Below are 21374 nucleotides of genomic sequence, written 5' to 3'. Positions count from 1 at the left end.
CCCCCTACACCGTGGTCGCCGTGCTGCGCGGGTCGATGAGGATCTTGGCGTGCTGTTCGGGGGAGGCGAGGGCGGTGTAGGCGGTGTCGATGCCGTCCAGGCCGACGGTGCCGGTGATCAGCGGCGCGGGGTCGACCTTGCCGTCGGCGATCATGTGCAGGGTGTCGCGGAATTCGCCGGGGTCGTAGCCGAAGGCGAAGCGGAGTTCGATCTCCTTGTTGATGGCGGTGGCGGGGTGGAAGGAATCGGATTCCATGCAGACGCCCACCACGACCACCCGGGACAGCGGCGGCGCGGCGGTGACGATCTGGTCGATGATCCCGGGCACGCCGACGCATTCGAAGATCACCGGCCCGGCCGGCCCCTGATCGAAGGTGTGCGCCGCACGGAACACGTACCACCAGGGGATGTTCGGGATTCGGCGCAGTCGCTCCATCGCATCGAAGCCGAGATTGAGTATGTCGGTGACGCCGGTGATGCGCGACTGCCTCGGATTCGCGGTCCACGGCGAATCCACACCCGGATCCACCACGACGTCCGCACCGCACCGAGCCGCCAGCTCCCGGCGTCGAGGCGAGAAGTCGCTGGCGACCACGGTCCGCACACCCGACGCCTTCAACATCGCGATCACCGCGAGACCGATGGGCCCGCAACCGATCACGAAGGCCGTCTGCTTCTTCCCGACCCGGCCCTTGCGGACCGCGTGCCAGGCCACCGCCATCGGTTCGGTGAGCGCGGCGTGCTCGGGAGACAGGCCGTTGGGAACCTCGAAGGTCATCGCCTCCTGCACCAGCACCTGCTCGGCATAACCCCCCGGCGCGGCGACCGACAACCCGGTCAGCTGTGGTTCGCGGCCCTGGCGCAGGATCGGCAACGCCACCACGTGCGCGCCGGATTTCCAGCGGCGACGCGTCTTCGGTCCGTACTCGAGGACCTCGCCGGAGAATTCGTGCCCCATCACCACGCTCTGATGCGAGCGCATGAAGTCCTGGTAGCCGGTGGCGGCGGCGAGGTCCGCGAGCTCGTCGCAGTGCACCCGCGCGTGCAGATCGGATCCGCAGATTCCGCATCGCAGCACGTTCACCAGCAGCTGACCCGGGCCCGGTATGAGCGCGGGCAACTCCTGCACGCTGAACTCACCCTTGGTACACACGGCTGCGCGCATGAGGTACTCCTGTCGAGAGACGGTGACAGTCGGGAACTGTTCTCGGCCCGAATTCTTCCCGCCCGGGGTGGTCCGGAACAGCGGAACGGCCCGCGAATTCGGTGGTGCGCCGAATCCACGAGCCGTTCGCGCGGGGTACCCGTTCGGCGCGTGCCCGCGCCGGGGCCGCGATTCACACGTGGGTCAACCGGTCGTCGAGGAGCTCGATGTCGTGCTGTTCGAGTCGAGTGTCCTTGGGCAGCAACAGGAATCCGAGGCAGACCAGCGTCATCAAGCCGATGCCCCAGATCAGGGTGTATCGGAAGGTGGCGGCGAAGTTCACCGCGTTGGCATCGGCCCCCGCCTCCGCGAGCACCGTCGCGACAGCGGGATCGGCGCCGGTGGCGCGGCAGCTGGCCGGGACCGCCGACGGATCCACCTCGGCGGACCGATCCCGCACGCAGGCCCGGAAATTCGCGAGGATCTCCTCCTGCGCGGATGCGGGCAGACCGGCGGCGGCCAGATCCGCGCGGGTCTGCGCGGTCACCGCGTCGACCCCGCGCGCCGAATCATGGTCCAGCTGACCGAAGAACAGGATGCCGACCAGCGCCACCCCGAGCGCCAGCCCCAGTTGCTGACCGGTGTTGAGCAGGCCCGACGCCGCGCCCGCTTCCCGATCCGGGATCTGTCCGAGCAGCATGTCGATGGTCGGCGCGACCACGATGCCGAAGCCGGTGCCGGTGACGATCAGTGGCAACACCATCTGCCAGGACGCGAAATCGGGGCCGTAGTGCACGCCCATCCAGCCGTACAGCGCGAATCCGGCGGCCGTGATCAGCCCGCCCGCCGTCAGCACCCAGCGTCCGAATCGCGGAGCGAGCACACTCACCGAGACACCCGCGCCGATGCCCGCGCCGACCGCGAAGAACACCGCAGTGAGCCCGGCGCGCATGGGTGACCAGCCGAGTCCGGCCTGCATGAACAGCGTCCAGGTCAGGAAGAACCCGCCGAAACCGATCCAGAACAGCAGCCAGCTGGAGAGTCCGAGGGTGAACGGCCGTGACCGGAAGAGCGCCAGATCCACCAGCGGCGATCCGACGGTGCGGGCGCGGTGCCGTTCATACAGGACGAAGGCCGCGAACACGGCCGCGGCGGCCGCCACCATGACGAAAGTCCATGCGGGCCAGCCGAGTCGGCGACCCTCGTTGAGCGGGTAGACCAGCAGCAGCACCGCGGACACGGCCAGCACCATGCCCACCGGATCCAGCCGGGTCGCTCCGGGCGACTTCGAATCACGCATGACCACCGCCGCCGCGATCAGCGCCGCGATGCCGACCGGGATATTGACCAGGAAGATCGGCCGCCAGCCCCAGCCGAACAGGTCCCACTGCACCAGCAGGCCGCCGAGTGCGAGCCCGACCGCCGAGGCCGACCCGCCGACGCCGCTGTAGACCGCAATCGCCTTGGCGCGCTCCTGTTTCGGGAAGGTGACCCGGATGATGGCGAGAATCTGCGGCACCATGAGTCCGGCCATGGCGCCCTGCGCGAATCGGGAGCCGATCAGCACCGTCGGATCGGTCGCGATGCCGCAGGCCGCCGACGCGAGCGTGAATCCGGCCATGCCGAGCAGGAACACGCGTTTGCGACCGTAGATGTCGCCGAGCCGGCCGCCGGTGATCAGCACCGCGGCGAAGGACAGCACGTAGGCGGCGATGATCCATTCGATCTGGGAGTACTCGGCGTCGAGGTCCTTCTGAATGCTGGGGACGGCCACATTGACGATGGTGACGTCGAGCAGGTCCATGAACCCGGCCGCGAGGACGACGGCGAAGGCTATCCAGCGGCGTGGGTCGAGGGTGACGGGGGCGGTGTCGGGTTCCACGGCGATCTCTCTTCGATTCGGTGATGGTGTGGCGACCCTTCAAACTATGCACATGAAGTGATTATCAATCAAGAGTGCATTCATGATTGGTGCATTGATGTATGATCGACGGGTGACCGATGCCGCTCCGGAGTACGTTCCGCTGTCGAACCATGTCGCATTCCTGTTGGGGCAGTTGGGTTCTCACGTCGCATACCGCTTCACGGAACTGCTCGCGCCGCTGGGCATCAGGCCGCAGCAGTTCGGCACCCTGCGCAATCTCGAGGCCAATGGCGGTCTCACTCAGCAGCAGTTGTGCGACGCGCTCGGCATCCACCGCAACGTGATGGTCGGTCTGGTGGACGACCTGGAAAAACGCGGCCTGGTCGAACGCCGCAAACACCCCACCGACCGCCGCGCCCACGCGGTCCACCTGCTCCCCGCCGCCGACGCCCTGCTCGCCCGCGCCGAGATCGTCGTGGCGGGATTGAACGCGGAACTGCTCGCGCCGTTCCCGCCGGAGGATCGCGCGAAACTGCTGGAACTGCTGCAACGCGCCGCCACCGCCAATGGCCTGGCTCCGGGGGTGCATCCGGGACTGACGGCGTCGCCCGGGCGGTCCACATGTGACGCGGATCACTCTTCCTAGCGGTCACAGCCGCCGACGGCGCGTGTCCAACCAGGTGTAGGCAATTCACCCGGAAGGACACCCACGATGGCCACCATCGACGTACTCGATTCGTTCATCAACTACTCCGACACCGGCGGCGGCGACGTCCCGGTGGTGTTCCTGCACGGCAACCCCACCTCGTCCTACATCTGGCGCAATGTGATTCCGCACGTGAAAGGTGAGAATCGCGTGCTGGCACCGGATCTCATCGGTATGGGCGCGAGCGGCAAGCCGGACAGCGACTACCGGTTCGTCGATCACGCGCGTTATCTCGACGCCTGGTTCGACGCGCTGGGCCTGGACGAGGTCGTGATCGTCGGTCACGACTGGGGCGGCGCGCTCGGAATGGACTGGGCCGCAAGGCACCCCGGCCGCGTCAAGGGCATCGCCGTCGTGGAGACGTTCCTGCGGCCGATGCGCTGGGACGAGATGCCGCCGCAGGGAGCGGAGCTGTTCCGCCGCTTCCGTTCCCCGGAAGGCGAGGAGATGGTGCTGGACCGCAATATGTTCATCGAGTTCAACCTGCCCGCCTCCACCCGCAGCCTGTCGCTCGAGGCGCTGGAGGCCTACCGCGCGCCGTACCCAACCCGCGAATCCCGCAAGCCGATGCTGGTGTGGCCGCGCGAATTCCCGCTCGACGGGGAACCGGCCGACGTGGTCGCGCTGATCGAGAATTACGACCGCTGGATGGCCGACACCCCGCGGGTGCCCAAGCTGCTGATGGCCGTCGATCAGGGCGTCGGGCTCGGCTCGCCCGCGATGATCGACTGGGCGGCAACCGCATTCGCCGCCACCGAGGTCGTGAACATCGGCCCGGCCGGGCACCACTGCCCGGAGGACCAGCCTGACGCCATCGGATCCGCTGTGGCCGAATGGATCCGGCGTCACGCTCTCACCACCGCTGCGGCGGTATCCTGAATCCGCCGTGGCAGGGCCGATCGCGGGGCGGACAACTTCCCCCGCGATCCCTGCCGACGGGTTCACCGCCCCGGTGATCCCCGGCCGGTGTGGTTGCACGGCACGGGTTCCCCGTCCAAGCTGACGGCATGGACAGTGAATCGTTCATCGGCCCCGCCGGCCTCACGAACCCGGTGGACGAGGACCCGCGGCCGCACGGCGCGGCAGGTCGGGTAGGGCGAGAGACAACCGGCGAAGTGCCTCGGCGTGATGGGGATTCCGTCGAGCGGAGCGGCGCGCTCGAGACGGGTGTGACGTCCGAACGGCTGGGGCCGGATGCGGGCGAGGTCGAGTTGGTGGCGCGGGCGGTGGCCGGGGATCGAGCAGCGGTCTCCGATGTGGTTCGGCTGCTGCAGGATCCGATATACCGGCTCGCGCTGCGCATGGTGTGGCGGCCCGCCGACGCCGAGGACGCCTCGCAGGAGATCCTGCTGCGCGTGGTCGCGCATCTGGGCACCTGGCGAGGGGAGGCGAAACTGCTCACCTGGGCGTACCGGCTCGGGGTCAACTATCTGCTGAACCTGCGGCGACGGACGCCGCAGGAGGCGCAGCAGCTGTCCCTCGACGAGTTCGGCGAGGGGCTGCGGGACGGTTTGGCGGACGCGGATTTTCGCGGACCGGAATCGGAGTTGCTCACGCACGAGGTGCGGCTCAATTGCAGTCAGGCCATGCTGCAGTGTCTCGCGCGTGAGGAGCGGGTGGCGTTCGTGCTGTCGGAGATCTTCGACCTGGGATCCGCGGAGGCGGCCTGGGTTGCGGGGGTCACCCCCGCCGCCTACCGCAAGCGGCTGGAACGGGCCAAGCGGCGGCTCGGGAACTTCCTGACCTCGACCTGCGGCCTGGCGAATCCGAAGGCGTTCTGCCGCTGCGCACGCCGAGTCGGCAAGGCCGTCGAGCTCGGTCGGGTGGATGTGCGCCGACCGGCCTTCGCCACCCATCCGATCACGCCCGGCGGGCGGAGCGCCGCCGAGGCCGAACGCCAGATGATCCGGCTGCGCGATGCGGCCACGGTACTCGGCGCGCATCCCGATTACGCTGCCCCGCAGGCCAAGATGGAGGCGATCGCAGGAATCCTGGCCTCCGGCCGCTTCCCGATGCTGGGCTGAGGTCGAACCCGGTTGCCGTCGAACTCGCGGGCCTGTGGTCGCTACCCCTCGCCGAGCAGTTCGCGGGCCGCGGGGACTACCTGGCGAGCGAAGCGCTGGACCTGGTCGACGTCGAAACCTGGTGGCCAGTAGACGAAGGTGTCGAAGCCGGAGTTGCGGGCCAGGCGGAAGATGATCTCGGCCCATTCGTCCGCGGAACCCTGGATCGGGTCCGAGCCGTGCGGGTCGGGGTGGAGGGTGCGGTCGCTGACCACGCCGGGCAGGGCCGCGATCCGGGTGATCGAGCGCGGGTCGCGGCCGGCGGAGCGGGCCGCGGCGTCGATGCGCGCGTTGCAGGAGGCCCACTGCTCCCACGGCAGCCAGTTCGGCAGCGGTGCGACCCAGCCGTCGGCCGTGGCCCCGATCAGGTCCAGGGCGTGCGGTCCCATCGCGCCGATCCAGATTCCCATATCGTGCGCGGGCGCGGGACCGCCCTCGATGCCCTGCACCGAGTACTCGCGACCGGCCACCGAAACGAGCTGCCCCGGCCGCCATTCGGCGCGAATGATCGCCATGCCCTCGGCGAGCGCCTGCAGTGCGGCCTGACCCCGGCGGTACGGGCCGCCCATCGCGATCACGCCGCTCTCGAACGCGCCCGAACCCAACCCCAGTTCGAATCGGCCGCGACTGAGCAGATCGAAGGTGGCCGCCTGCTTGGCGATCATCGCCGGGGTGCGCAGCGGGAGATTCGCGACGCCCGGATAGAGCCGGACCCGGTCGGTCACCGCCAGGCACGCACCGATCACCGCGAAGGCGTCGCCGAACTCGGCGTTGTACGGGTGATCCTGGATCCCGACGAAGTCGAGGCCCTCGTCGTCCGCGGCCATGGCCATGTCCAGCACGACCGGAAGCGCCGATGCGACCGGCGGAATCGAAATGCCGAACCGAGCTGCCACCATGCCTCCTGCGCTGCGAAGACGAAGGATTCGATCCTTTCCTGCCACTACGGCAATACCCGGCATTTCAGGCTTCGCGCACGTGTCCGCAGCGTGTCCGCCCGGCCCGGCCCCACCTCCCGAGTCGCTCGAGCCGGGCGGCGGGCGGCGGTGATCGCCCTCGTTCCGGCCGATCTCGAACTGTGGGTTCGGTGACCGGCGGGTCGTTCGCCGTGCCCACGGTGCGGGGGCCGCTCGCGCCGGGGGCATACGTGTGTGCGCACCACTGTGGCGGCATATTCGGTGCGGCCGATCTCGCGGGATGACCGGTCGGGCCCGATCTCACCGCCGGAGTTACCGGGCGTTGCCGAAACTCTCACTGCTCGAGCGCGCGCGGCCTCACCGCCCGATCCACATGCTGGATGCGGCGGCCAGGGGATGCCGAGTGGGGCCGGGTATCCCTGCACTGGTCACGGGAGGGAACTACGATCCGGGTGTGAGTTCCAGATCGTCCGATTCGTCGGGATATTCGAGTGCTGCCGGGCGGCTGCGGGCCCGCGATCTCGATCGTGTCGCCGTGCGGACGCGGCTGGACGCCGCCTATGAGGAAGGCCAGCTCGGGGCCGACGAATACCACGATCGGTCCGACCGCGCGGCCGCGGCGAAGACGCTGGGCGAATTGCAGCGGCTGGTGGGGGATCTGCAGGAGACGAACGCGGTTCCGCTGGTTTCGGAGGCGGCCGTCGCCCGGCGGGCCACCGGCAAGCGCTATCCGGTGGGAACCCGGGCGGGAACCGCCGATCGGGCGGCCGCCTGTGCGCTGCTCGACGCGGGCCTCGCGGACGGTCAGCTGACCGCCGCCGATCATCGGGCGCTCACCGAATTGGCCGGTGAGGCAAGAACTCTGGTGGAGCTGGCCGAGCTCACCGACGATCTGCAACGGTCGGCCGGCGCTCCGGCGGATCCGCGCCCGCCGCGCTCGTATCGCGGTCAGCTCTTCGCGGTGGCCCTGGTCGTGGTGACGGTGGCCGCGGTGGTCGGCGGATTCACGCTGACGCACCGTGATGCCGAGGCGGCGAAGGTGGCCGCCGCGGCGGTGGCCGATCTGGGCGTGATCACGCCGAAAGTGGTTCCGCTGCCGCAGCTTTTCACCACCGAGGGGCTCACGCTGTTCCGGGAGCAGTACCGCGCGAAATTCGGGGACACCCTGGTCGACGACCTCAACCTCTACCCGACCTGGGCTTCGATAACCCGTGTCCCGCAACCGAATCGGTCGGTCCGGTTCGACTACCGTGGCGGATTCCAGCAGAGCGGCGCCGTCGAATCGCGCCGATCGGGTTCCGGCACAGTCGATCTCGCGATGCTCGATATACCCGCGATCATGAGGCTGGCCGCCGACGCGCCCAAGTTGCTGCAGGTGGACCAGGGCGCGATCAGTCTCATCGAGTACCAGTTCGGTGACGGGGTTCCGGTGGTGAGCATCTTCGTGAGCAACGAGTTCAAAGAGAGCGGCCATCTGACCGCGACACCGGCCGGTGCGGTCATCCGCGCCTACCCGTTCAGGCGATAGGGGAACTCCATGGCTACCCGGCACAGCGGCCTGCGCGTGCGCGACTCCGATCGCGTGGACGCGTGTGCCCTGCTCGACAATGCCCGTGAGACAGGCGAATTGCCCGACGCCGAGCATGCTCGGCGCACCGCCGCCGCCATGAACGCCCGGACCTTCGGCGATCTGGACTCGCTGATCGGGGATCTGCAGATTCCCGCCAATCTGGTCGACGCCCCGCTGCTGCGCCCCGAGCGCCGCAATCGTTCGCGACGGTGGGCGATCGCCGGAGCGATCGTCGGCGTCGGTGCGCTGCTCGGAATGTTCACCGGCTGTGTGAGTTCGAGCGGTCCGCTGTCGGCGAGGGAGGTCCCCATCGCGGATCCGACCGCGGGACCGGGGCTCGGCGGGTTCCTGGCCGCCTATCGCGCGGCGTACGGCGATGCCCCGATCGACGAGCTCACCCTCTATCCCGAGCGGGTGTCGGTGGAACGCCCCACGGCGGACCCGGCGCTGACCGAGGAAATCGACTACCGGAACGGCAAATTCACCGTCTCGACCACGCCGAGGAGCGGATCGGACAAGAAGCAGTTCCGACTGGAGGAGTTCGATCTGCCGAAGTTCGCGGCGCTGCTGGCCGGTGCGCCCCAGTCGCTGCACGCGCCCCAGGCCCGGGTCTCACACGTCATCGTCGATGTCGGCACCGGCTCGCACTTCGCGGATCTGGGCGCGGTCGCGAGCATCTACGTCCAGGACGCCGGTAAGACCGGCTTCCTGGACGTGACCCCCGCGGGCGAGCCGCTGCAGGTCTTCCCGCTCGACCGCTGATCCGCGCGATCCCCGCCGCACGGGTCGCGAACCCGCCGGGCGAGGGAGCGCAACCCTCGCTCGAAGTTGCGTCGACCACTGTCACGATTCGGCCCCGAACCCTGGTTTCGAACCGACCGGTGTGCACACAATGGCCCTCGGATGGCCTCCGGGACTCTTTTCGCGCCCGGGAATAGATGCGTCGAGTGCCCTGTTGGTGCTGATCAAAGCAAACATTGAGTGTGGATGACTCAAGTCTGAGTTGCACACGATGACCAATCGGTGCAGGATTGAGCCGACCACGCTCAGTGTTGCTGGGAACCGTCTCTCGGAGAGTCCGCGGCCTACGCCGCCGGAACCCCCTGCGGAGCCGGGTATTGAACACACACGAACGTCAACTAGGAGGAACCACCATGGCTCGTGCGGTCGGTATCGACCTCGGGACCACGAACTCGGTCATCGCCGTTCTCGAAGGCGGCGAGCCGGTAGTCGTGGCCAACTCGGAGGGATCGCGCACTACGCCCTCTGTCGTCGCATTCGCGAAGAACGGTGAGGTGCTGGTCGGCCAGCCCGCCAAGAACCAGGCCGTCACCAACGTCGACCGCACCATCCGGTCGGTCAAGCGCCACATGGGTGAGGACTGGTCCGTCGAGATCGACGGCAAGAACTACACCCCGCAGGAGATCTCCGCGCGCACGCTGATGAAGCTGAAGCGCGACGCCGAGGCCTACCTGGGCGAAGAGATCACCGACGCGGTGATCACCGTCCCCGCCTACTTCGAGGACGCGCAGCGCCAGGCCACCAAGGAAGCCGGACAGATCGCGGGCCTCAATGTGCTCCGCATCGTCAACGAGCCCACCGCGGCCGCGCTGGCCTACGGCCTGGACAAGGGCGACAAGGAACAGACCATCCTGGTCTTCGACCTCGGTGGCGGCACCTTCGACGTGTCCCTGCTGGAGATCGGCGAGGGCGTCGTCGAGGTCCGCGCGACCTCCGGTGACAACCACCTCGGTGGCGACGACTGGGACGAGCGCATCGTGTCCTGGCTGGTCGACAAGTTCAAGGCGTCCGCGGGCATCGACCTGACCAAGGACAAGATGGCCCTGCAGCGTCTGCGCGAGGCCGCCGAGAAGGCCAAGATCGAACTGTCCTCCTCGCAGAGCACCTCGATCAACCTGCCGTACATCACGGTCGACGCGGACAAGAACCCGCTCTTCCTGGACGAGCAGCTGACCCGCTCGGAGTTCCAGAAGATCACCTCCGATCTGCTGGATCGCACCCGCAAGCCCTTCCAGTCCGTCATCAAGGACGCGGGCATCGCCGTCGGCGACATCGATCATGTTGTCCTCGTTGGTGGTTCGACCCGTATGCCCGCCGTCTCGGACCTGGTCAAGGAACTGACCGGTGGCCGTGAGCCCAACAAGGGCGTGAACCCGGACGAGGTCGTCGCCGTCGGCGCCGCCCTGCAGGCCGGTGTGCTCAAGGGCGAGGTCAAGGACGTCCTGCTGCTCGATGTCACCCCGCTGTCGCTGGGTATCGAGACCAAGGGCGGCGTGATGACCAAGCTCATCGAGCGCAACACCACCATTCCGACCAAGCGCTCGGAGACCTTCACCACCGCGGATGACAACCAGCCGTCCGTGCAGATCCAGGTCTTCCAGGGCGAGCGCGAAATCGCCTCGCACAACAAGCTGCTCGGATCCTTCGAGCTGACCGGCATCCCGCCGGCCCCGCGCGGCGTGCCGCAGATCGAGGTCACCTTCGACATCGATGCCAACGGCATCGTGCACGTGACCGCGAAGGACAAGGGCACCGGCAAGGAGAACACGATCAAGATCCAGGACGGCTCCGGCCTGTCCAAGGAGGAGATCGATCGCATGGTCAAGGACGCCGAGGCGCACGCTTCGGAGGACAAGGCCCGTCGCGAGGAGGCCGAGACCCGCAACCAGGCCGAGTCGCTGGTGCACCAGACCGAGAAGTTCATCAAGGACAACGAGGACAAGGTCCCGGCCGACATCAAGGAGAAGGTCGAAGCGGCCATCACCGAGGCCAACGAGGCTCTCGAGGGCACCGATATCGCGGTCATCAAGACCGCGGTGGAGAAGCTCGCCACCGAGTCGCAGGCGCTGGGTCAGGCCATCTACGACGCGTCGGCGGCCGAGTCGGCCGGCTCCGCCAACGGTGCGAGCGCGACCGACGCCGATGACACCGTCGTCGACGCCGAGGTCGTCGAGGAGCCGGAGAAGAAGTGACCAACCACAACTCAGAACAAGAACCGGTCATCGATCCGGCGGAGTTCGAGGGTGGATTCCGGGAGGCCGCGGCGGACGACGCCGCGGCCGCTCGGCCGGACGGTTCCCCGGAGGCGGGCGAGGACGCTCTCGCCGACACCATCGGGGCCGAATTGGCCGAGCGCACAGCCGACTTGCAGCGGCTGACTGCCGAATACGCCAACTACCGCCGCCGCGTGGAGCGTGACCGCAAGGCCACCATCGACAACGCCAAGGCACTGGTCGTCGGTGAATTGCTGCCCGTGCTCGACGATCTCGACCGCGCCCGTGCGCACGGTGACCTCGAGGCCGGACCCCTCAAGGGCGTCGCGGACAAGCTGGTCACCGCCCTGGAGAAGCAGGGACTCGTGGAATTCGGTTCGGAGGGTGATCCTTTCGACCCGACCCTGCACGAGGCCGTGCAGCACGAGGGCAGTGGACACGATCCGGTCATCGGCATGGTGATGCGCAAGGGCTACCGATTCGGTGAGCGCGTGCTGCGTCACGCACTGGTGGGCGTCACCGACGCGGCAGCAGATCTGGGGAACGGCGCTGCCGCACAACCGGATCCGACGAACGCCGGCCCAGATGCCGCTGGTACCGAGTAATACCCTGCCGCCGACCCCCAGCGGGACGACGGCGCCGCGGAGCACGAAAGGAGGAGATGCCCGGTGAATCGGGAGTGGCTCGAGAAGGACTTCTACAAGGAGCTGGGTATTTCCTCCAGCGCCACCCAGGACGAGGTCAAGAAGGCCTATCGCAAACTGGCCCGTGACCTGCACCCGGACAAGAACCCCGGGGACAGCAAGGCCGAGGAGCGGTTCAAGGCCGTCAGCGAGGCGCAAGCCGTGCTGTCGGATCCGGAGAAGCGCAAGGAGTACGACGAAGCGCGACGGTTGTTCGCCAACGGCGGTTTCGGCCGCGGCGGCTTCTCGCCGGGCGGCGGCTACGCCGGTCAGCAGGGCGGGTTCACCAACGACTTCAACCTGGGTGACATCTTCGGCGGCGGTCAGGCGACCGCCGCGGACGGTGGCCTCGGCGACCTGCTGGGCGGCCTGTTCAACCGCAGCGGTGCTCGGACCTCCTCGCGGCCGCGGCGCGGCAGCGATGTGGAGACCGAGACGACCCTCGGCTTCCGCGAGGCGGCCCAGGGCGTCACCGTTCCGCTGCGCATGACCAGTCCGGCGGCCTGCACCACCTGCCACGGCAGCGGTGCCAAGCCGGGCACCAGCCCGCGAGTCTGCCCGCACTGCAACGGATCCGGCGTCATCAGCCGGAACCAGGGTGCGTTCGGATTCAGCGAGCCGTGTGAGGACTGCCGGGGCACCGGATCGATCATCGACGATCCGTGCGTCGACTGCCGCGGCTCGGGCATCCAGAACCGGACTCGCACCATCACGGTGCGGATCCCTCCGGGTGTGCGGGACGGGCAGCGCATCCGGCTCGCCGGTCAAGGTGAGGCGGGCCTGCGCGGTGCGCCTCCCGGCGATCTGTTCGTGACCGTGCACGTCAGCCAGGACAAGGTCTTCGGCCGCAACGGCGACGACCTGACCCTGGTGCTGCCGGTCAGCTACGCCGAACTGGTCCTGGGCACAACGGTTTCCGTGCCCACCCTCGAGGGTCGCGTCGGAGTCAAGGTGCCCCCGGGCACCGCCGACGGCCGTACCCTGAGAGTGCGCGGGCGCGGAGTGCCCAAGCGTGACGGCGTGGCCGGTGACCTGCTGGTCACCGTGAAGGTCGCGATACCGCAGAAGCTGGACGACGAAGCCACCGAGGCGCTGCGGCGCTACGCGGAGGCGGAGAAGACCAGCGGCTTCGATCCACGTGCGGGATGGGCAGGTGCGTGATGAGTTCCGATCCGAACCAGGGCCACCAGGGACACGAGGTGCAGTACTTCCTCATCTCGGTGGCGGCACAGCTGGCGGGCATGCACGCCCAGACGCTGCGCACCTATGACCGGCTGGGACTGGTGTCGCCGCAACGCACGTCGGGCGGCGGACGGCGCTATTCGAACCGGGACGTGGAGCTGCTGCGCGAGGTGCAGCGCCTGTCCCAGGACGAAGGCGTGAACCTGGCCGGCGTCAAGCGGATCATCGAACTCACCAACCAGGTCGAGGAGCTGCAGCAGCGCGTGGGCGAGCTGGCCTCGGAGGTGGAGAGATTGCGTGCGGGCTACCGCGCGGAACTGTCCCCGCCGCAACGCAGCACCGCGCTGGTGGTGTGGCAGCCGAGGAATCGGCATCGTCCGCAGCAATAGCCGACAGACGACTCCACGCAGTGGGTGAAGGGGCGCTCCGATTCCGGAGCGCCCCTTTACTACGTGTGCGGCCGGAGGAGTTCGGCGCGCGCCGACCCGGGAATTCGGCCCGGCCGAAACGACGGTTCGCCGCGACCGTGTAGCCGGATTGTTGCGGGTTATGTGATGCGCTGATTTCGGAGGCGCGGAGTTCCGGAAGCTGTATTAGTGTTGGCAATTAGATACAGACCGCCCGGTTGGAGAATTCGCACCGAAGCGAGTTTTGTCCGTATGTCGCAGCGCATTTGAAACGCCACCGTGGTTGCGGCATGGTCGCTGTTTTGCTGAGTCCCGCAAAACGAAGCATGCAATATCGTTGCCTAGCAACCCGTGTCGTGCGGCGTGTTGCAGGTGAACGGTATGTTTTCTGATGAATTGACCTGCGAATTCCTGGTTTTCGAGGAATTAGAGGTGCGTTGTTGAAACGTCCCGTTCCGTTGCTGGCAAACCTGCCCTACACTTGCTCAGCAACGGCTGCTGTCGAGTGTCCCGCAGCACTGCACTCGCCGGCCCCGCCCGTGTTCGAGTGCGAAATGGGGTTGTGACACAAATGGATTCGCGGACCGTCGCATTGATTAGAACGACGTTCAAGGCGGTAGCTGCGGAGGATGGTGGCCCCGAGAAACTCGCCCGATCCTTCTATGCAGTGCTTTTCACGGAGTATCCGCAAGTGCGGGACTTCTTTCCGGCCGCGCTGGACGCTCAGCGCGATCGCCTGGTGAAGGCGATCGCGTATGTGGTGGACCGGCTCGAGGAGCCGGACAAGCTGTTGCCCTTCCTCGCCCAGCTCGGGCGTGACCACCGCAAATACGGTGTGGTCGCCGATCACTATGCGGCCGTGGGCAAATCGCTGAAGACCGCCATGCAGTCCTACGCGGGCACCGAGCTCTGGAGCGACGAGGTCGACCGCGCCTGGGACGAGGGCCTGGGTCTGATCGCCGGCACCATGATGGCCGCCGCCGACCAGGAGAGCACCCCGCCGGTCTGGACGGGCACCGTCATCGAACACCGCGAGGTGCTGCGCAATCTCGCCATCGTGCGGCTCAAGCTGGATCAGCCCATGCAGTACGCGGCCGGGCAGTACATGAGCGTGCAGGTGCCCTCGCGGCCGCGCATGTGGCGGTATCTGTCCCCGGCCATCCCGGCCAACGCCACCGGCGAGATCGAGTTCCACATTCGCGGCGTCACCGGCGGCTGGGTCAGCCCGGCCATGGTGGGGCACACCAAGGTCGGGGAGCAGTGGCTGATCGGGTCACCGCTCGGCGGCCTCGGCGTCCCGCGCAATACCCGCCGCAAGCTGCTCATGATCGGCTGCGGCACCGGTATCGCGCCGCTGCGCGCCCAGATCATGGCCATGACCCAGCGGCGGTCCAATCCCAAGGTCGATCTCTTCGTCGGCGGTCACTACCCCTGCGACCTCTACGACCTCGAGGTGCTGAGCCAGCTCGCCATCGCCAACAAGTGGCTCACCGTCATCCCGGTCACCGAGAGCGACGAGAACCCGTGGTGGCACTTCGGCGAAACCGGTGACGACGCAAGGGATCTGCCGGGCCTGCAGCCGCGCGAGATCGGTCAGATCGGCAAGATCGTCGCCGCGTACGGCTCCTGGGACGACCGCGACGTCCAGATCGTCGGGTCCCCGAGCATGGTGCAGACCACCAAGTTCCGCCTCATGGCCGCCGGAACCCCCACCAAGAACATCCGCCACGACCCGTTGTTCTAGGGGCGGAATCGGCTGTTCCACGGGGCGGCGGAATCCGCCCGGGGGTCAGAAGCCCTCGTAGCGGATGGCGTCGGGGTGGGTGCCGGTCTCGATCAGGCGCGACACGGTGGATTCGACCACCGCCGCCCGGCCCGCCACCAGGATGTGGTGGTGGTCCAGGGGCGCGAAGCGGCCGACGACATCGGCGAGGGAGCCGGGGACCATCTCCTCCGGGTGGAAGCCGATGTCGACGCGGCAGGCCTCGTACCAGCGGTCTGTCATGTCCGGGTCCTGCTCGTCCTGGACGACGGGAATCACCGTGAGCCAGGGGAGTTCGCCGGTGAGCAGGTAGAGCATGTCCGAGGCGTAGAGGTCGCGCGGGTAGCGTCCGCCGACGAAAAGATGTGTGGCGGGCGGGTTTTCGCGGCGCGCCAGGTCCAGCAGCAGGGAACGCAGGGGAGCGAGGCCGACGCCGTCGGCGATCATCACCACGTCGGTGGCGTCCGGATCCACCGCCAGCCAGCCCGCGGGGGCGCTGATCCGCCACTCGTCGCCGTTGCGGGTGTCCGACACCAGCGAGCCGCTGCACCAGCCGCCGGGCACCGTGCGCACGTGGAATTCGAGCTTGCCGTCCAATGACGGCGGCAGCGCCGGATACAAGCGGCGCACCATGTTCGGATGCTGCGGCGTGCGAATCTCCACTGACTGACCCGGGGCGAACGGCACGAACTCGCCGATCAGGCGGATGACGGTGAGGTCCTCGCGCAACCGGTGCGCGCCCACCACCGTCGCCGTCCACTCCTTCGCCTCACCGAGTGAGATCGGGCCGGTCTCGTCGGGGTCGAGGGTCACAACGAACTCCTGTACGTCGAAAACGTCGAAAAGCCTGCTACTGCACTGATTCTCGGTACCGCACCGATTCTCGCCGCGGGCGCCGCGCGGTGACTCACACCGGATCGCAGGCGATCACCGATTCCGGGGTGCCGACCGCGAGCAGCGCGCGCTTGGTGTCCGCGATCATGCGCGCCGATCCGGCGATCTGGATCTGGCGGTCCTGCCACGACCCGAAGCTGGCCACCACCGCGCCGAGGTTGCCGATCAGCCGCCGGTGCATGCCGTACGGCGTCTCGGCGGGCGGATAGGGATGCCACCACGGGTTGGTCTCGTTCTCGCACACCGGGACGACGGTCAGCCACGGATTGCTCTGCGAGAGCTGCCACATGTTCTCCACGTCGTACAGATCACACGGGTAGCGACCGCCCATGAACAGGTGTACGCGCGGGTTGATGCCGCGCCGGCCCATCTCGATCAGCTGCGCGCGCATCGGGGCGATACCGGTGCCGGAGCTGATCATGAGCACATCGCGGCGGCTGCTCAGATCCACGTGCAGACCGCCCAGCGGGGCCGCGATCATCCAGCGGTCCCCGACCTGGGTCTCGTTCACGATGGCCGGGCTCACCCAGCCGGTGCGCACCTTGCGGACGTGGAACTCGATCTCGCCGTAGGGATTGGTCGGGATGGCGGGGGACAGGTACCGCCACATCTTCGGCCGCTGCGGAATCGCGATCGGCACGTACTGCCCGGCCTGATACGGGATCGGGGCATCGGTCTGCAGGCGCACGATGGCCAGATCGTCCACCACGCGCCGATGCCCGACGACCGTCGCCTCCCAATAGGGTTGCGATTTGTCGGAGTTCGCACCGATGGCCATGGACGCCGAGATCAGGATGGTGATGTCCGCCCATCCCGCCTCCAGCGCCCGGTCCCATTGTCCGGACCCGTTGTAACTGCGGAACGCCGACAACAGGGCCCGTCCGGCCATGTCGTAGTGGGCCGCTTCCACGCCGTACTTACGGTGATCGCGCGCCAACTGTTCCAGGAAGCGCTGCGCGCGATCCCAGTCCTCCAGATTGTCCAGTACGAACTGGATGGCGGTCATGAGCCGCTTGGGCTGCATGTCCATGGCGGAGGGGAACAATTCCCGCAGGGCGGGTATCTCCGCGAAGAGGTGACCGTAGAACGCGCTGATCAATCGTTCGGGCCCGTGCGGGGCCTCGACGACAGTCCGAAAGTTTGCGCGGACCAGCGCTGCCGAACGCGCATCCACGACGTCGAGCTTCCTTCCTTTGGTGCTACCCGGGTTGTCTCCAACCGCGATCGGCCTGGTTCCGGGCCGTTCTCCCGGTCAAGTATCCCTCAAAAAACGGTGGTCGCACGGATATAGCCCAGGGCGAACGATTTGTGTAACCCGTGGTTCAGATGAACAGGACCGTCTTTCCCCGTGCGCCCGGTGCGCCGAGCACCTCCGGCGCCGCCTCCAGCGGCGGTGTCGCGGCGACCGGAACGACGAGATCGCCGTTGCCGACGTACCGCAGCAATTGCCGCAATTCGGCTGCGCCACCGGTGGATTGGAAGTTGCCGCCGGTGACGTGACGGGATTTCAGCGCGACCTCGTCGGCCGAGCCGATCGTCGAGTACGCGGCTCCGCTGTCCTTCACCAGGGTCGCGTTCTCGGCGAACACCGGCGGCGGACTGACCAGATCGAAGAGGGCGTCGATTCCGCCCGGCGTCGTCGTCCGCACCGAATCAGCTACCGACAATTCCGACGATTCCGGCCGAGTGGGGGAGTCGGTGACCTGAATCCGGCCGTAGTCGACCACCTCGGACGCGCCGAGGCGGATCATCCGATCGGTGTCGTCGGCGCGGGCGGTGGCGATCACGTGCGCGCCCGCGAGCGCGGCCAGCTGCACCAGGAAGGAACCGACGCCGCCGGACGCGCCGACGACCAGCACCCTCTGCCCGGAGGTGACGCGCGCGGCGTTCATCAGATCCAGGGCGGTGATGCCGGCGGTGGGCAACGCGGCCGCCTGGATCGCGGTGACCTCGTCCGGGATCTTGGCCAGGGTGGCCTCGGGGACCACGATGTATTCGGCATAGGTGCCGTGTCCGATCGGCGGGACCATGAACTTGCCCACCACCCGGTCGCCGAATCCGAAATCGTCGACGCCGGGGCCGATCGCCGAGATGGTGCCCGCGCCGTCGGTGCCGATGATCATCGGAAAGTCGTGCGGCAGTTGGTCTTTCAGCATTCCCCTGACGACGAGCAGATCGACCGGGTTCACCCCGGCGGCCTCGAGCTGAATCTGCACCGTGCCGGGTCCCGCCTCGGGGATCGGCATATCGGCCAGTTCTGGGCGGGCTCCGAACTCACGTGCCACGATCGCGCGCATTGACTGCTCCATTCGTTCGGGCTTGCGGGACCGACGAGCTGCTGTGATGCGTCAACGAACCTGACCATCGTAGGCATTCCCGGTCCGATACGTCCCTTCATCGCGCCCGAATATCGGGCTGCGCAGGCACTTCGTCCGGTATGTCCGGGCAATTCGTCCGGGTTACCAGCGCGTACGGTTAACGGGGACCTTCGGCTCTGGTGTCACTGCCGAAAACTAGTCAGACTTGAGCGGAACAGACTCAACTCTTGTCGCGTTGAACTCAGCAATACGACTAGTAGGAAGGTGAACGTGGACTCGTTCAATCCCACCACCAAGACCCAGGCCGCGCTGACCGCCGCGCTGCAAGCGGCCTCGGCCGCGGGCAATCCGGAGATTCGCCCGGCACACTTGCTGGTGGCGTTGCTGGATCAGACCGACGGCATCGCCGCCCCCCTCCTGAAGGCCGTCGCAGTCGACCCGGCAACGGTGCGGCGCGAAGCCCAGGCGATCGTCGACCGGCTGCCGCAGGCGTCCGGCGCGACCACCTCCCCGCAACTGGGACGAGAATCCCTCGCCGCGGTGACCGCCGCTCAGCGGCTGGCCACCGAGATGGGGGACGAATACGTCTCCACCGAACACCTCATGGTCGGCCTGGCCGCCGGTGACTCGGACGTCTCGCAGCTGCTGCTGAAATACGGCGCCACCGCCGATGGCCTGCGCGAGGCGTTCACCGCCGTGCGCGGCAACACCCGGGTCACCACCGCCGATCCGGAGGGCTCGTACCAGGCGCTGGAGAAGTACTCCACCGACCTGACCGCGGCCGCCCGGGACGGCAAACTCGACCCGGTCATCGGGCGCGACACCGAGATTCGACGGGTGGTGCAGGTGCTCTCGCGGCGCACCAAGAACAATCCGGTGCTGATCGGCGAGCCGGGCGTCGGCAAGACGGCCATCGTCGAGGGGCTGGCGCAGCGCATCATCGCCGGCGACGTGCCGGAATCCTTGCGCGGCAAGCGACTCGTCTCGCTCGATCTGGGCGCGATGGTCGCGGGCGCCAAGTACCGCGGCGAGTTCGAGGAGCGGCTCAAGGCCGTGCTGGAGGAGATCAAATCCAGTGCGGGACAGATCGTCACGTTCATCGACGAGCTGCACACCATCGTCGGCGCGGGCGCGACCGGCGAGTCGGCCATGGACGCGGGCAACATGATCAAGCCCATGCTGGCGCGTGGTGAACTGCGGCTGGTCGGTGCGACCACGCTCGACGAATACCGCCAGCACATCGAGAAGGACGCGGCCCTGGAGCGGCGCTTCCAGCAGGTCCTGGTCGGCGAACCGTCCGTCGAGGACACCGTCGGCATCCTGCGCGGGCTCAAGGAACGCTACGAGAGCCATCATCACGTCCGGATCACCGATTCGGCGCTCGTCGCGGCGGCCACCATGTCGGACCGCTACATCACCTCGCGGTTCCTGCCGGACAAGGCCATCGACCTGGTCGACGAGGCCGCGTCCCGGCTGCGCATGGAAATCGATTCGCGCCCGGTCGAAATCGACGAGGTCGAGCGGGCCGTGCGCCGGCTCGAGATCGAGGAGGTCGCGCTCGCCAAGGAGACCGACGACGCGTCCAAGCAGCGGCTCGAGAAGCTGCGTTCCGAACTCGCGGACGACCGCGAGAAGCTGAACCAGCTGATGACCCGCTGGCAGAACGAGAAATCCGCGATCGACTCGGTCAGCGAGGTCAAGGAACAGCTCGAGGCGCTGCGCGGAGAATCCGAGCGGGCCGAGCGCGACGGCGACCTGGGCAAGGCCGCCGAACTCCGCTACGGGCGAATCCCGCAGCTGGAGAAGGAGCTCGCCGAGGCCGAGGCGAAGGCCAAGGTCTCCGCGGACGGCGACGTCATGCTCAAGGAGGAGGTCCGACCCGACGACATCGCCGAAGTGGTGTCGGCCTGGACCGGAATCCCCGTGGGCAAGATGCTCGAGGGCGAGACCCAGAAACTGCTCCGCATGGAGGAGGAACTGGGCGGCCGGGTCATCGGTCAGAAGGAGGCCGTGCAGGCGGTGTCTGACGCGGTGCGCCGCGCGCGGGCCGGAGTGGCCGACCCGAACCGGCCGACCGGATCGTTCATGTTCGTCGGACCGACCGGCGTCGGCAAGACCGAACTCGCGAAGGCGCTGGCGGACTTCCTGTTCGACGACGAGCGCGCCATGACCCGCATCGACATGAGCGAGTACAGCGAGAAGCATTCGGTGGCTCGCCTGGTCGGCGCGCCTCCGGGCTACGTCGGCTACGACCAGGGTGGTCAGCTCACCGAGGCCGTGCGGCGGCGTCCGTACACGGTGGTGCTGTTCGACGAGGTCGAGAAGGCGCACCCGGACGTGTTCGACGTGCTGCTGCAGGTGCTCGACGAAGGCCGTCTCACCGACAGCCAGGGCCGGGCGGTCGACTTCCGCAACACCATCCTCATCCTGACCTCCAATCTGGGTGCGGGCGGTGACAAGGACTTCGTCATGAACGCGGTTCGCCGCGCCTTCAAGCCGGAGTTCCTGAACCGGCTCGACGACGTGGTCATGTTCCACGCCCTGGACGAGGAGCAGCTCGAGAGCATCGTCGACATCCAGCTCGACCAGCTCCAGAAGCGGCTGTCCCAGCGCCGGCTGAAGCTGGAGGTGTCCGACTCGGCCCGCTTCTGGCTGGCGGTGCGCGGCTACGACCCGGCCTACGGCGCGCGTCCGCTGCGTCGCCTGATCCAGCAGGCCATCGGCGACACCCTCGCCAAGGAACTGCTGGCGGGCGAGATTCAGGACGGCGACACCGTCAAGGTGAACGTCAGCCCGGACGGCGACACGCTGATCGTCGGGCGGTAATCCGACGCGCGGGCGACACCGCGG

Annotated in this window: 17 protein-coding genes; 11 read left to right on the top strand and 6 right to left on the bottom strand. The window is 67.8% G+C overall.

What is annotated here, in order from left to right; genetic code table 11:
- Window positions 1-4: 4 nt before the first annotated feature.
- Window positions 5-1165, bottom strand: coding sequence for a zinc-binding dehydrogenase (locus tag NJ1_RS34585; RefSeq protein WP_067703483.1), 1161 nt, complete (start codon window positions 1163-1165; stop codon window positions 5-7).
- Between the two features lie 172 nt (window positions 1166-1337).
- Window positions 1338-3026 (bottom strand): MFS transporter, encoded by a 1689-nt coding sequence (locus NJ1_RS34580; protein WP_245717711.1) that lies wholly within the window; start codon window positions 3024-3026, stop codon window positions 1338-1340.
- Between the two features lie 112 nt (window positions 3027-3138).
- Between NJ1_RS34580 and NJ1_RS34575 the strand changes: the two genes are divergently transcribed.
- The 3 genes from NJ1_RS34575 (at window position 3139) to NJ1_RS34565 (ending at window position 5738) form a co-directional block, all read left to right on the top strand.
- Window positions 3139-3654: a MarR family winged helix-turn-helix transcriptional regulator gene (locus NJ1_RS34575; protein WP_084479159.1), complete on the top strand. Its 516-nt coding sequence runs from the start codon at window positions 3139-3141 to the stop codon at window positions 3652-3654.
- Window positions 3655-3720: 66 nt separating this feature from the next.
- Window positions 3721-4593 carry a haloalkane dehalogenase gene (locus NJ1_RS34570; RefSeq protein ID WP_067703474.1) on the top strand — a complete coding sequence of 291 codons (873 nt, stop codon included), beginning with the start codon at window positions 3721-3723 and terminating at the stop codon, window positions 4591-4593.
- 290 nt (window positions 4594-4883) lie between these two features.
- On the top strand, window positions 4884-5738 hold the full coding sequence (locus NJ1_RS34565) for an RNA polymerase sigma factor (RefSeq protein ID WP_067703505.1): 855 nt from the start codon (window positions 4884-4886) through the stop codon (window positions 5736-5738).
- A gap of 41 nt (window positions 5739-5779) precedes the next feature.
- On the opposite strand, the gene NJ1_RS34560 is transcribed toward NJ1_RS34565, so the two are convergent.
- Window positions 5780-6673 (bottom strand): LLM class flavin-dependent oxidoreductase, encoded by an 894-nt coding sequence (locus NJ1_RS34560; protein WP_245717710.1) that lies wholly within the window; start codon window positions 6671-6673, stop codon window positions 5780-5782.
- A gap of 475 nt (window positions 6674-7148) precedes the next feature.
- Here NJ1_RS34560 and NJ1_RS34555 point away from each other — a divergent pair, with 475 nt between their 5' ends.
- The 7 genes from NJ1_RS34555 to NJ1_RS34525 all read left to right on the top strand — a co-directional run bounded on the left by NJ1_RS34555 (window position 7149) and on the right by NJ1_RS34525 (window position 15294).
- On the top strand, window positions 7149-8222 hold the full coding sequence (locus NJ1_RS34555) for a DUF1707 SHOCT-like domain-containing protein (protein ID WP_245717709.1): 1074 nt from the start codon (window positions 7149-7151) through the stop codon (window positions 8220-8222).
- Between the two features lie 9 nt (window positions 8223-8231).
- A complete protein-coding gene (locus NJ1_RS34550) occupies window positions 8232-9026 on the top strand; it encodes a DUF1707 SHOCT-like domain-containing protein (protein WP_067703468.1) in 795 nt (264 codons plus the stop codon).
- Between the two features lie 392 nt (window positions 9027-9418).
- A complete protein-coding gene (gene dnaK / locus NJ1_RS34545) occupies window positions 9419-11257 on the top strand; it encodes a molecular chaperone DnaK (protein ID WP_067703465.1) in 1839 nt (612 codons plus the stop codon).
- A complete protein-coding gene (gene grpE, locus NJ1_RS34540; protein WP_067703462.1) occupies window positions 11254-11883 on the top strand; it encodes a nucleotide exchange factor GrpE in 630 nt (209 codons plus the stop codon). The genes dnaK and grpE overlap by 4 nt, the downstream gene beginning before the upstream one ends.
- A 63-nt stretch (window positions 11884-11946) precedes the next feature.
- Window positions 11947-13122, top strand: coding sequence for a molecular chaperone DnaJ (dnaJ, locus tag NJ1_RS34535; protein ID WP_067703459.1), 1176 nt, complete (start codon window positions 11947-11949; stop codon window positions 13120-13122).
- The gene (locus NJ1_RS34530; protein WP_067703457.1) at window positions 13122-13532 is read left to right on the top strand and encodes a heat shock protein transcriptional repressor HspR; all 411 of its coding nucleotides are present in this window, start codon (window positions 13122-13124) and stop codon (window positions 13530-13532) included. The genes dnaJ and NJ1_RS34530 overlap by 1 nt, the downstream gene beginning before the upstream one ends.
- A gap of 589 nt (window positions 13533-14121) precedes the next feature.
- Complete coding sequence (locus NJ1_RS34525) at window positions 14122-15294, top strand: globin domain-containing protein (RefSeq protein WP_067703454.1); 1173 nt, start codon at window positions 14122-14124, stop codon at window positions 15292-15294.
- 45 nt (window positions 15295-15339) lie between these two features.
- Here NJ1_RS34525 and NJ1_RS34520 read toward each other — a convergent pair whose 3' ends face one another.
- From NJ1_RS34520 to NJ1_RS34510, 3 genes are all read right to left on the bottom strand, one after another.
- Window positions 15340-16125: an FAD-binding oxidoreductase gene (locus NJ1_RS34520; RefSeq protein WP_084479156.1), complete on the bottom strand. Its 786-nt coding sequence runs from the start codon at window positions 16123-16125 to the stop codon at window positions 15340-15342.
- Window positions 16126-16219: 94 nt separating this feature from the next.
- Window positions 16220-17380: an FAD-binding oxidoreductase gene (locus NJ1_RS34515; protein WP_067703451.1), complete on the bottom strand. Its 1161-nt coding sequence runs from the start codon at window positions 17378-17380 to the stop codon at window positions 16220-16222.
- Between the two features lie 148 nt (window positions 17381-17528).
- Window positions 17529-18503: an NADP-dependent oxidoreductase gene (locus NJ1_RS34510; RefSeq protein ID WP_067703496.1), complete on the bottom strand. Its 975-nt coding sequence runs from the start codon at window positions 18501-18503 to the stop codon at window positions 17529-17531.
- Between the two features lie 291 nt (window positions 18504-18794).
- Here NJ1_RS34510 and clpB point away from each other — a divergent pair, with 291 nt between their 5' ends.
- Window positions 18795-21350, top strand: a complete 2556-nt coding sequence (clpB, locus tag NJ1_RS34505; protein WP_067703493.1) for an ATP-dependent chaperone ClpB — start codon at window positions 18795-18797, stop codon at window positions 21348-21350.
- Window positions 21351-21374 lie beyond the last annotated feature (24 nt).

This window comes from Nocardia jejuensis NBRC 103114, from assembly GCF_001613145.1.
Taxonomy (GTDB): domain Bacteria; phylum Actinomycetota; class Actinomycetes; order Mycobacteriales; family Mycobacteriaceae; genus Nocardia; species Nocardia jejuensis.
Note: the sequence above shows the minus strand (reverse complement) of the source record. Positions and strands in the feature narration are given on the sequence as shown.